The sequence below is a fragment of the Parajatrophihabitans canadensis genome (assembly GCF_053764775.1).
The window spans coordinates 1,611,470-1,623,913 of record NZ_CM132445.1 but is presented as its reverse complement, the minus strand read 5'-3'; the positions used below and the strand labels follow the sequence as shown (position 1 = coordinate 1,623,913).

The 12,444-nt window shown below is 65.1% G+C and carries 8 protein-coding genes; 1 reads left to right on the top strand and 7 read right to left on the bottom strand.

The genetic code is table 11. The features are described from left to right. Positions 1 to 83 precede the first annotated feature (83 nt). The 4 genes from ACSMXN_RS07855 to ACSMXN_RS07840 form a co-directional block, all read right to left on the bottom strand. Positions 84 to 983, bottom strand: coding sequence for a 2-deoxy-5-keto-D-gluconate 6-phosphate aldolase domain-containing protein (locus tag ACSMXN_RS07855; protein ID WP_022911291.1), 900 nt, complete (start codon positions 981 to 983; stop codon positions 84 to 86). Continuing rightward, the gene (locus tag ACSMXN_RS07850) at positions 964 to 2,139 is read right to left on the bottom strand and encodes an acetate and sugar kinases/Hsc70/actin family protein (protein ID WP_196811111.1); all 1,176 of its coding nucleotides are present in this window, start codon (positions 2,137 to 2,139) and stop codon (positions 964 to 966) included. Before ACSMXN_RS07850 ends, ACSMXN_RS07855 begins: the two co-directional genes overlap by 20 nt. After that, the gene (locus ACSMXN_RS07845; RefSeq protein ID WP_022911289.1) at positions 2,136 to 4,556 is read right to left on the bottom strand and encodes a phosphoketolase family protein; all 2,421 of its coding nucleotides are present in this window, start codon (positions 4,554 to 4,556) and stop codon (positions 2,136 to 2,138) included. Before ACSMXN_RS07845 ends, ACSMXN_RS07850 begins: the two co-directional genes overlap by 4 nt. 147 nt (positions 4,557 to 4,703) lie before the next feature. Beyond that, positions 4,704 to 6,053, bottom strand: a complete 1,350-nt coding sequence (locus ACSMXN_RS07840) for an NAD-dependent succinate-semialdehyde dehydrogenase (protein WP_022911288.1) — start codon at positions 6,051 to 6,053, stop codon at positions 4,704 to 4,706. A 181-nt stretch (positions 6,054 to 6,234) separates the two neighbouring features. Between ACSMXN_RS07840 and ACSMXN_RS07835 the strand changes: the two genes are divergently transcribed. Then, positions 6,235 to 6,651, top strand: coding sequence for a MaoC family dehydratase (locus tag ACSMXN_RS07835; protein ID WP_022911287.1), 417 nt, complete (start codon positions 6,235 to 6,237; stop codon positions 6,649 to 6,651). Between the two features lie 42 nt (positions 6,652 to 6,693). Here ACSMXN_RS07835 and ACSMXN_RS07830 read toward each other — a convergent pair whose 3' ends face one another. From ACSMXN_RS07830 to ACSMXN_RS07820, 3 genes are all read right to left on the bottom strand, one after another. After that, positions 6,694 to 9,921 (bottom strand): AAA family ATPase, encoded by a 3,228-nt coding sequence (locus tag ACSMXN_RS07830; protein ID WP_022911286.1) that lies wholly within the window; start codon positions 9,919 to 9,921, stop codon positions 6,694 to 6,696. A gap of 76 nt (positions 9,922 to 9,997) precedes the next feature. Then, complete coding sequence (locus tag ACSMXN_RS07825) at positions 9,998 to 11,167, bottom strand: NAD(P)/FAD-dependent oxidoreductase (RefSeq protein ID WP_022911285.1); 1,170 nt, start codon at positions 11,165 to 11,167, stop codon at positions 9,998 to 10,000. Then, the gene (locus ACSMXN_RS07820) at positions 11,164 to 12,420 is read right to left on the bottom strand and encodes an NAD(P)-binding domain-containing protein (protein WP_022911284.1); all 1,257 of its coding nucleotides are present in this window, start codon (positions 12,418 to 12,420) and stop codon (positions 11,164 to 11,166) included. The genes ACSMXN_RS07825 and ACSMXN_RS07820 overlap by 4 nt, the downstream gene beginning before the upstream one ends. Between the last annotated feature and the right edge of the window lie 24 nt (positions 12,421 to 12,444).

Below are 12,444 nucleotides of genomic sequence, written 5' to 3'. Positions count from 1 at the left end.
TTGTGTAACGCTCGGCATCGATACGGTGCCGAGCGTTACACGATTCGGTGATGACGGGCTGGTCCGGGTCGCGAATTGACTGATCAGCGGGCCTCTAGGTAAATGCGGGCGAAGTGCAGGTAGTTGCCGGTCACGGCGTTGGAAAGGCGGTCGGCGTCGTTGTCGCGCCGGTAATCGTTGAGCGGCTCTTCCCAGATCGAGCGGCCGACGGCGAAGCCGACGAAGCCTTCGACGGGTGCAGCGACCTGCAACCAATGGTCGAGGGTGGCTTGCGGCGCATCGCGGCCGAGGATGATGCAGTCGGCCGCACGCCCACCGGTTTTCGCGGCCTCGACCACCTGGCGGGCGGCAGAGGCTGTCTCCAGGCCTTCAATTTTCCACAGCGTCGGTTCTACGCCGGCCTGCTGATTAGCCGTGATGACTCGCACCACCAGGTCTGGTCGCAGGTCGCGGTCATAACCTTCCTGACCGCCTGCTTGACTCAGTTGCCCATCGGTCGGTGGCACCAGCAATTCGTATAAGAACGCCCGGTCGAGGCTGTGCAACAGCTCGGACAGTTCGGCCAGGGCGTGCAGTTGGTCCGGGGTGTCTCGTGGGTCGTCATCCGGGTTCATCCGCACGAGAACCTTGACGTAGCTGGGATCGAACTCGGCGATGTGCGCTGCGGTCTCCGCCCCATATTCCAGCGAGAACAGCCGCTGCCCGCTCTTCTCTACGGGCATCGCCAGCGCCAGCCCATCGCTGTGCGCTTGGCGCAGTACGGCCGAACCCAGTTCCTCGTCGACCAGAACGCCCGCTTGGCCAGCGCCGAGTTGGGCGCTGGCCGCGTGCAGTCCGCTGTAGATCAGCCGCTTCGCGCTGCTCATCTGTTCCCGCTGCTCAGAGGTGGCCCGCGCCTCCTCGACGCCGAACTGACGGGCGAAGGAATCGCGGTGGTCCATCGCCAGGATCAGCAGCGGGTTGTCAGCGCTCGGCTTTGTCATACGTCCCATTCTTATCCGTCTCTGTCTCCTGTACGCAGCTGCGGGTCAGCCGGTCGATAACGCCCTCTTCGTCAGCCGGCACCACGACGATCCGCAGGCCAGTTGCGGCGAGGTCCGCGACCGCGTCTGCTGTGCGGTGCGGCTTCGCAGCCGACCGCAGCGGCAGCAACGCCGCGCAGATTCGTGCCCGCACGCCTTCGGCATGTTCACCAATTCCGCCGGTGAATACGAGTGAATCCCACTGTTCGAGGTGGGTAGCGCAGCCGGCGATCATTGCTGCGATGCTGGCGACGAAGATCTCCAACGCCAGAACCGCATTGGCGTCACCTGAGGCGCCCGCAGCTAGCAAGTCACGGACATCGTGACGCCCATCGGCGATGCCGGCTAGGCCTGAGCGATGGTCGAACACCTCACGCAGGCCATCGACGGAGTAGCCGTGTTGCTGAATGAGATAGAGGACGATTTCAGGATCGAGGTCACCCGTTCTGGTGGCCGATACGGTTCCGCCGGTCGGGGTCAGGGACATGGTGGTGTGCCGCGATTTCCCGTCGGCTACGGCAGTGACGCTGCAGCCGCTGCCGAGGTGGGCGATCACGGCGCCACCCAGGTCTGGGCGGGCGTGCAGCACGGATTGGACGGACAGGCCATGAAATCCGTAGCGGCGCACACCGAAGTTGGCGAGCTCTTCGGGCACTGGCAGGCGGCGAGACACATCGGGCAGGTCGTGATGAAAGCCGGTGTCGAAACAGGCGATGTGTTCAGCCGTTGGCCATGTGCGGCGGGCATGCGCAATGGCTTCGAGGTCGCCGGGCAGGTGCAACGGCGCAAGGGGGATGGCGTCATGCAGGTCATTCAGTAGCGAATCGTCAATTACCGTAGGCTGATAGTGCTTCGGGCCACCATGTACCACTCGATGGCCTACCGCGTCCGGTTCCAGGCCTCGGCTGCGTAGTTCGGCGGCGATCGCGGCGATCGCTTCGGTGATTCCACCGGTGAAGGCGCGCTGTTCTTCTGCCTGATCCACCGAGACAGTCAGGTTGGCCTGATCGGTGGCGAGACGTTCGACACCGATCGACAGGACGAGCCCGGCGTCGAAGACCGCGGCTTTCAAAGAGGAAGAACCGGGATTGAGCGTCAGCACGGTCGTACTGCTCACGACGGCCACGTCCAGGTCGCGACCTCGGGCATGTCTTCGAGGTGCTCGCGGACATAGTCGTAGTGTCGACTCAGCTGAGCCTGGCAATAATCGGCGAGTTCGGTGCCATGTTCTGGTGCGCGTCGCGATCGGCGCAATGCCTCGAGAACCAGGTGATAACGGCTCATCCGGTTCAGGACGACCATGTCGAACGGGGTGGTCGTGGTGCCCTGCTCGGAGAATCCCCTTACATGGAAGCGGCTTGCGTTCGCACGTCCGTGCAGCAGCTCATGAACTGCGCGCGGGTAACCGTGAAAGGCGAACACCACATCTGTTTCGGCCGTGAACAGCTGCTCAAACTTCTCGTCGGTGAAGCCGTGTGGATGTTCGGATTGGGGCAGTAACGCCATGAGGTCAACGACATTGACGACCCGGACCCGAAGGTAGGGCAGGTGCTCGCGCAGCAGGGCGGCGGCGGCGAGCGTCTCCAGCGTGGGGACGTCCCCGGCCGCCGCCAGGACGACATCTGGCTCATCCGGATGGCCAGCTACGTCGGTCTCGGTGCCGGCCCAGTCCCACACCGACGCGCCTGCCGCGCAATGTGCTTCGGCATCGACCATGTCGAGGTACTGCAGGTGCGCTTGTTTGTCCACGACGATCAGGTTGACGTGATCGCGACTCTGCAAGCAGTGCCGGGCGATCGACAGCGTCGTGTTGGCGTCCGGCGGCAGCCAGATCCGCACCACGTCCTTCGACAACGGTATTGCGGTGTCGATCAGGCCCGGGCCCTGATGCGAGAAACCGTTATGGTCGTTGCGCCAACAGGTGGAGGTGAGCAGCACGTTCAGCGAGGCCACCGGCGCTCGCCACTCCAGCTCGGCAGCGTGCTGCAACCACTTCGTGTGTTGTACGAGCATGGACGCCGACACCATCGCGAACGCTTCGTAGCTGGCGAACAACCCGTGTCGTCCAGATAGCAGATAGCCTTCCAGCCAGCCCTGGCACAGATGCTCAGATAGCACCTCCATCACCCGTCCGTCGGGTGAGAGATGGTCGTCGGTGTCGAGCACCGGCGCCTGCAGGCATCGGTCGGTGAACTCGAACACCGCCTGCAGCCGATTGCTCGCGGTCTCGTCCGGGCAGAAGAGGCGGAACGTCCCTCCGCCGTCGTCGTTGCCCTCGCTCGACCGGGCGTAGACGTCGCGCAACAGTTGCCCGAGCGGCTCGGTGTTCTCATGCGCCAGCATGCCCGGCCGTTCAACGGCGCAGGCGTAGCTCGCGAGCTCGGGCACGTCCAGCGTCTTGAGCAGCCGACCACCGTTGGCGTACGGCGATGCCGACATGCGCTTGTCGCCCTCAGGGGCCAGTGCTGCAAGCTCCGGCACCAGGCGCCCGTCCTCGTCGAACAGCTCGTCCGGGCGATAGCTTCGCATCCACTCCTCGAGCAGGCGCAGATGGTCTGGATTTTCTCGCACACCTGACAACGGCACCTGGTGCGCGCGGAATGTGCCTTCAACCTGCACGCCGTCCACAACGTCCGGGCCAGTCCAGCCCTTGGGCGTTCGCAGGATGATCGCCGGCCAACGTGGCGTCGATGTCGCTGTTCCGCCGCGAGCTGCTTCTTGGATGGACCGAATCTGTGCGTTGGCGTTGAACAGGGCCTGATGCAGGTCAGCGAACACGGTGGCCGGGTCGTCACCGGCGACGACGACCGGGGCCCAGCCCTGAGATGCGAGCAGACCGATCACGTCGGCGTCGGCGGCTCGCCCAAGCACGGTCGGGCCGGAGATCTTGTAACCATTGAGATGCAGGATCGGCAACACGGCCCCGTCGCGACGGGCGTTGAGGAAGGCCGGGATCTTCCACGATGCCGCCAGCGGCCCGGTTTCGGCCTCACCGTCGCCTACGACGCATGCAACCAGCAGGTCAGGGTGGTCAAACGCCGCCCCCGCAGCGTGCGCCAGGGCGTAACCCAGCTCGCCGCCCTCATGGATGCTGCCCGGCGTCTGGACGCTGACATGGCTGGGGATGCCACCCGGGGTGGAGAACTGCCGGACCAAGCGGACGAGGCCTTCGGCGTCCCTCGACACCGCCGGGTAGACCTCGCTGTAAGTGCCTTCCAGGTAGGTGTTGGCCACCAGCGCCGGACCACCGTGGCCAGGGCCGGTGACATAAATACAATCAGTGTCCGTCGCCCTGATCAGCCTGTTCATCAAGGTGTAGATCATCGACAGGCCAGGGCTGGTGCCCCAATGACCCAACAATCGCGGCTTGATGTCTGCCACCGTCAACGGCGCGCGCAGCAACGGATTTGACCCGAGGTAGATCTGGGCGACGGTCAGGTAATTCGCCGCAGCCCACCACCTCAGATCGAGGTCACGGTCTGTCTCGCTATAGGAAACGCTGTGGGAACCATTGTAGGAAACGGTGCCTGCCATTGGCTGCCTCCCGGGGGGATTCGACGTACCGGCACTGTCCACCATGCCCGTTCGTGCGACATCTATGTCGTGTCGCACGTGAACGGCTGGTGAACTCCGCCAATCCCCGCCGGGCCGGTCACCGCGGCGGTTACCGCCGGCGAGCTTCTACGCGATGTAGAGCAGCCTCTTGTTGACGAACTCGTCCATGCCGAGCGGCCCAAGCTCGCGACCGAAGCCGGATCGCTTGACGCCGCCGAACGGAATCTCCGCGCCCTCGCCCGCGGTCGAGTTTACGTTGGACATACCTACTTCGAGCCGGTTAGCGATCTTCTCCGCCCGGGCGGCATCAGCGCTGAATACCGAGCCGCCGAGCCCGTACTGGGTGTCGTTCGCCAACGCGAGAGCCTCCTCGTCCGATTCGACTTTGTAGACCACAGCAACGGGGCCGAACAGCTCTTCGCGGTAGGCGCGCATCTCTTTGGTGACACCGGTCAGCACGGCCGGGGAGTAGAACGCGGCTGGCCCCTCACCGAGCACACCCCCGGCATGCAGCGTTGCGCCTTTGTTGACCGCGTCGTCAACCTGGGCGGCAAGCGCCTCGGCGGCCGCCCGGGACGACATGGGTGAGAACTCGCCGGTCGCCTGCGCCTTCTCGGTCAGCTTGGCGACAAAGTCGTCGTACAGCCCGTCCATGACAATCATTCGCTTGTTGGAGTTGCAGGCCTGGCCGGTGTTGTACATCCGGAAGTCCCACGCTTTGCCGACAACGTCATCGAGATCGTCGGCGTCGAGCACGACCATCGGGTCCGAGCCGCCCAGTTCGAGCACGCACTTCTTGAGGTTCTTGCCCGCCAGCGCCGCCACGACCGCGCCAGCCCGCTCGGAACCGGTGAGCGAGACACCGTGAACTCGGGGATCAGCAATGATCGTCTCGATCTGGGCGTGCGAGGCGAACACGTTCTGATAGACACCCGCAGGCACACCCGCGTCGACCATGATCTTCTCGACGGCAAGCGCTGAGCGTGGGACGGATTCGGCGTGCTTGAGGATGATGGTGTTGCCCAGCATCAAGTTGGGCGCCGCAAAGCGGGCGATCTGGTAGTACGGAAAGTTCCACGGCATGATCCCCAGCAGCGGACCGATCGGCAACTTTTGGACGACGGCCTTGCCGCCGGAGAACGTCTTGATCGGTTGGTCGGCGGCCAGCGTCGGCCCCTCGGTCGCGAAGTAATCGAAGATCGACTGGCAGAACTCAGCCTCCTCGACGCCCTCCGGTGCGGGCTTACCCATCTCCTGCATCGCAATCTTGGCAAGCTCGTCGGCGCGCTCGGCGAACAACGCCGCGACCTTCTTCACGACCTCCGCACGCTCGCCGATGGGCACGTCCTTCCAGCTGGCGTACGCCGTCGCTGAAGCCGCGAGAACCTGCTCGATCTCGGCGTCCGTGGCGTGGTCGAATGACTCGACAACGTCGCCGGTTGCCGGATCGGTCACCTGGTAAGTGGGGCTGCTCACGAATCCGCTCCTTCAATGAGTCGAGGCTGGACGGGCACTTGAGAGAATATGCCCTGCGTGTACGACACTACGGCGGGAGTTGCTCCAAAGCACGGGCAGATCCTGGGCCGCTATTGCGTCGCGGTTCCGCGGGGAAGGTCGGGAGAAGGTCTGCGGAAGCCGAGCCGGTGACGATTGGCGCATGGACGAAAACCAAGAGGTGGCCCGCCGCACGCGCCGCGTCCGGGCACGCGACATCGAACTGTTCACGGAGATCACCGGCGATCGAAACCCGTTGCACTACGACGCGGAGCTGGCGGCTCGGAGCCGTTTCGGCGGTATCGTCGTCCAGGGCGGCGTAACCAGTGGGCTACTCAATGCTGTGGTCGCTGAGGATCTGCCAGGCCCTGGCAGCGTTTTCCTCAATGTCAATTGGAACTTCCGGGCGGGCGTTCGCCCCGGCGACGTGCTGACCGCCGAGGTTCGGGTGATCGGTCGACACGAGACGAAACCGGTCACCACGCTCGCGACCACGGTGACAAATCAGGACGGGCTCACCGTGCTGGACGGTACGGCGGTTGTCTGGCGCGATGCCGTCGTCGCCTCAGCAACCCGCTGATCTACCTGCGCCACCGACGCCTCGTGCCTCGTGCCCCGTGTCTCAGGACGCGGCAAGTGCTCGGCATCGTTCGGCGTCAAGGGGTTGGCCGGCAGCATGAAAGAGCTCCGCAGCGGCGCGTTGTAGCTGCAGAGCGGCGGGCAGGTCGTGCACCGCTGTGGCGAGGTGTGCCTTGGTTTCCAGGATCGCGGCCTGCCAGGCGGTTCCTTCCCACATTCGCGCCGACGCCTCCGCGCTCCTGAGGTGGCGTTCGGCCTCGTCGAGGTCGCCGACCGCGGCGCAGGCACGGGCCGCTGGCAGAGCCAGCATGATCTCGCAGAACGGGCACTGATCATTGATGCCCAGAGCCGCCTCAGCGTGGTCGACCAGGGCCCTGGCTGCCGCAGGGCTTTCGGCGGCGACAATCATCGTTCCGTAGATACGTTGCAGCAGGTGCTGCGCGACGCTGGTGAACCGGGCCAGCGGCAAGGCACGGCGGAGCAGGGTCATAGCTTCCGAACGGTCCCCAAGCGCGAGCTTCACCTCGGCGTGCCGTTGCAGGCTGTGCGCTTCGCCGGCCGGCGAGCCGATGTCGCGATGCAGATCGGCCGCCTCGTGCAATTCGATGTCGGCGACGCTGAGATCACCCATGAGCAGAGCGGCTTCTCCACGTAGTGCGATGGCGAAGGCGACTGCGCGCAAGACTCCAGAACGCTCCGCGGTGGCTTTGAGCGCGTCAGCGAGTTTGATGACCTCGCGGTACGGGGTGGGGCCGTAGAGCAGGAATTCCGCAACGCAGAGGTGTGAGTCAAAGATCCCGGCCGCAAGTGACGGCCGGCCTGCTCCCGCTCTGAGTTCGGCGGCGAGGCGCTCGAACCATTCCCCTCTGTTGTGTGCGACGAGCCCCTGCAGCCCGATCAGATTGAACGTCTGCCATTCGTCGGTGCCGCCAAGCGTCAGGCGTTTGCGGGCCTCGGTGGCGACTTCGTCGGCAAGGTCAAGGTCGCCGCGCAGCACCGCGATGGTTCCGCGCGCGAGTAGCAATTCGGTGTCGCCTTCGGAGCCGTCGGGAACCAGCCCGTCCAGAGCTATCGTCGCGGTGTCCAAATCGCCGCCGAAGGTCGCTGCCCGTGCCAGTCGAGCGCGCAATCGCAACCGCGCGGTCGCGTCGGTGGTGATTGCCAGCGCGTCCCGGTAGGCGTCGACCGCTCCGGCATCGGCGCTGGCCACGAGCAGATCAGCCCGGAGTGAAAGCAGCCGGGCCAGGTCAGGACCGGTGGCTCGTGATCGAATGTTCTCGAGGGTGGTGAGCGCCTCCTGATTGGCACCCAGCGCTGCCGAGGTCTCAGCACCCCGCAGCATCCACGGCACCGCTGCGTCGTAATCTCCCGCTTGCACAAGGTGATGAGCGATCCGGCTGGGCGAGCGGTTCAGCTGCTGCAACGCGGTTGCTGCCTGCCGGTGCAACTTCCGGGCTTGGGCGGGCGCGAGCTCGCCAAGCAGGGTTTCCCTAAGAATGCTATGGCGAAACTCGTAACCGGTGTCAGTTCTGATGAGCAGACCCTGACTCAGTGCACTGTCGAGGAGGTCGTAGGCCTCGCTCTCCCCCAAGCCCGCGGTTGCAAGAAACTCGTCGGTGTCAAAGCTGAGTCCGAGAATGGCGGCGGCGGCGCAACGTTGCACCTGCTCGTTCGTAAGCGTCGGTGCCGGGGCCCGCCCCGCGGCGATGGCAGCGGACTGCTCGCGGGACTGGGTGCGGGTGAGTTCCACGACCGAGAACGGGAGGCCGCCGGAGGCAGCCCACACAGCGTTCACCACGTCATTCGTGCTGGCGGGTGACGTCTGCCGGATGAGAATTTCGACGTCGTCGTAGGTCAGTGTCTGGAGGTCGTGCGTAGCCGCTGCCGTGTGGCTGTCAAGGCTTTGTCGCACCTGGACGAACTCGGCGGGAACCGAGGGACGGTGCGCGAGGACCAGCAGCACTCGCTCTGAGAAGCTGCTTCGTGCCAGGTAGTGGATCAGGCGCAGGCTCGCGGGATCGAGATGATGTGCATCGTCGATGACCAACATTGCTCCGGAGCCGGCAGCGGCCAGGCGGAGCAATTCAGCGGCTGCGACGAACAGTCGCTGGTGCCCGCTCTGGGCAGTCCAGGCGATCTCGCGTCCGGACAGTCCGTTCTCGATTTCACTTTTGAGTGTGTCGTCCAGGCCGTCGAGCAGCGTCGGATGACGCCGGCACAGATCCCCGAACGCCTCGAGCACAGGCGCGTAAGGCCAGGTCCCTTCGGTATGTGCTGCCACTCCGCTGCCGATGCGCCAACCTCGTTCGGCAACGGTGTGCTCGAGCCAGGCCAGCACAGCTGTCTTGCCTACGCCGGGGGCGCCCGACAGAAACAGCGTGCGCCCGGTTGCTGAGGCGGCAACGTCGACCACGGTGTTCAGGAAAGCTCGCGTCTGCTCCCTGCCGACAAGTACCGGCGCCGGGAACGATCTATTGCGACTCGAGGATGCCGCGCGGCCATTGGTGAGGTGGGATGGTTCGCCGACGGCGGCACGCTGTTCTGAGGCATCGGGGTCAGGCGTCGCGATCCGACCGTCCGCGCTGGCGAGCGCGTTTCTGACCCGGGCGCGTACTTGAACGGCTGCGGCGCTGGGCGACACGCCAAGCTCGGCCCGGAGAGCTCGCTCGAGCCGTTCGAACTGCCGCAAGGCCGAGCGGTGATCGCCGCTGCGCTCCATCTCGGCGATCAATCTCAGATGAGCTTCTTCATCCGTTGGATCGACCGTCGTGAGCGTTGCCCAGCGACCGCTCAGTCGGAGTAGGTCCAGATACAAGAGGTGCAGGCGCTCTCGGTCCTCGTACGTCCACTCGTCGTACCTGTCCTGCGGCAGAAGCTCCCCGGTGTACTGGTCGGCTGCGGCTCCTGCGGCGGCCGGATCACGCGCCGTCAGCGCGACCTGGGCCCGGGCCTCGAAGTCCGAAACGTCGACACGAACGATGCGTTCAGGAAAGAACGCGACGGTTTCTCCCACTAGCACTAGCGACTGCGGATCGTTCAGTGTCCGCCGAGCGAAGTGCGCGGCCTTGTGTAACCGCGGCGCTGCCTCGTCGACTCCCAGCTCCGGCCAGAGGCGGTCCATGACCTGTTCGCGGTGCAACGTATGGCGAGGCGCCAGGGCTAGCACCTTGACGAGCGCGGCCGCCTGGCGCCGCGACCATTCGCGCTCGTCCAGACGTAAGCCATCCACGGTGACGGCGAATCCGCCCAACATGGTGACCGACACGTCCATCGACTTTGCCGCCTTTCGGGTCTCAATAATAATGGACCTTCATGCCCTGATTGGCCCGCGATTTACCGCAGTTCAATCACGAGGCTGCCGATTCAGCCCATGAGAGGGCTTCGACCTCGTCGGTCATGGCTGATGACAGGCTGCGCACCAAGGATCGGACGCGCGGAAGATCCCATTCGTAGGACGCGATCTCGTCGCTGATCTGAAGCATCGGCATCGACAGTTTGTCCCGCATTGCCTGGTAGTTCGAGAGGGACTCGCGCATCTCGACGCTGCCGAGCGGTGCGGCGATAAGTGCTTGCGCCAACAAGGTCGCGTCCCGTAGCGCCCCAGTCATGCCATGGGTGCTCATTGGGTCGAGCCAGTGCCCGGCGTCGCCTACCAGCGCCCACCCGGATCCGTTCGCCTGCCGTAGATATCCCGCCGGTAAGCCGCGCACGAAACGCAATGGTTCGACTTGCGTTGCGGCGGCGAGGCGAGGGTGTAGCCCTGCTGCCGCTGCCAACCGGTCGAAGGTCGCGGGCACGCTACCGCTGTCTCGGACGGCGCTGTCGAGGTCGCTGGGACGAGCGCCCACGAACACGCAGGTGAGACCGCCATTGGTGGGGATGACGCCGGCAGTCAGCCTTGGCCGGTAAACCCATTCGTAGCCGGCTGTGGGCAGACCCGACCAATACCCATACACAAACGAACTGGCATAGCGACCAGTTGCAACCGGTGCTGCCGCGACGTGAGCGGCGACGGTCGAGTTGCGACCATCGGCACCGATCACGATTGGTGCCTGCGCGACCCACGACGTCGGTCGGCGGCGATCCTTGACGATCACGCCGGCAACATTGCCTGCAGCGTCTCGGTGCAATCCGATCACCGATGAACCCCAGTGGAAAGTCGCACCGGCGCGGGTGGCGTGATCGACGAGCAGTGGGTCCAGCACTGTGCGTCGGGGGGCGAGGAGGGACTCAACACCGTGGGACGGTTTGATCGACACGGCGATCGTGTCCTCGGCGTAGTGGAAGATGGTTCGCTGCACACGCGGGGTCGCTGCTTCATACAACGCTTCGCGTAATCCCCATCGTTGAAGTTGCAGCACGCCCGCACGCATCAGGGCATGGGTTGACACGGTGTCACTTCCCGGCCGCGAGCGATCAAGGCACAGGACTCGCAGCCCAGCGCGGGCAAGCAGCATGGCGGTCGAGGCGCCGGCGACGCGGGCACCGACGATGATCACGTCCCACTCGCGGTTCATGACGCCTCCCGTAGCGCCTGCGAGGAACCCAGGACGTCGTTGAGCAGGTGATCGACGACCAGTCTCGCGTCGTGGCCGACGCCATCGATGAACGAGGAATTGCGTCGGGTCTGCCACGCCATCCCGACGACGGCGAGGCCGGTGACCGGGGTGCGGCCAGCGATGTGCCTTATCTCGCCGGCCGCATCCAGAACGGGTAGCTGCAACCAGTCATACCGACGCCGGTATCCGGTCGCCCAGATCACCGTGTAGACAGCATGGGAACCCACCACCAGACGACGAGGCGATGGTTTGACGGCCGGGGGCGTCGCGGCTGGGTGATGAGCGGGTTCGAGTTCGGTCTCCAGACCCGCCCGCACGGCGAACTGATCGATGCGCTGTAGGAGTCGGTGCAGTTTTGCGTCGGCAGCAGCACGGTTTTCGACCAGATCATCGCGCAGCATCAACGCACCGTCGGCATATCCCTCGACGGTGCCGACGATATCGATACCGCGCGTCGCTAGCGATGCTAGGTCGACGTTGCGGCCCGACTCGTCGCCAATGAGTTGCAGGGACCGCTCCGGTGGCCGGGCACCGTAGCTGAGATCGGCCGGCTGCGCCAGGAGATGCATCGAGTCGAGCCACCACATGATGTCTAGCCCCCGGTACCGCCGGGGCATTCTGGTGTGGCGACCCGCCGCGAGCACGACGTCGCGACCCGCGGCACGAAGCTCGTCGGCTAGCTGCACGCCGGTCGCCGACGCACCCACTACCAGCACCCGACCGTCCGGGACGTCGGCCGGATTGCGATAGCGGTCAGGGGTGATCTGCCGTACCGAGCTGTCCAGCTCGGCTGCGTAACCGGGAACCTTCGGTTCGGCGGCATGGCCCGTCGCCACGACAACGGCCTCGGCGCGCCAGGTAGCGGTATCGGTCTCTACCAGGAAGCCCTCGGAGCAGCTGCGCACCGAGCGCACCTCCGTACCTGTCACGACGGGCGCACCGAACGAGTCGGCGTAGGAATCCAGCAGGGTGACCACCGACTCTGCCGACATGAAACCGGTCGGCTGCGTGCCGCGATAAGACCACTGCGGCAGCCGGGTCATCCAATTCGGAGTGAGCAGCCGCAATGAGTCCCAGCGCTGGGATCGCCAGCTCTCCGCGACCCGTCCCCGTTCGAGAAGGACGTGGTCAACCGATGCGGCAGCGAGCAACCTGCTCACCGCCAGCCCGGCCTGGCCGGCGCCGATGATGACGACAGAAGTGCGGTACATGGGATTACCTTCTGGTTGGGTGCG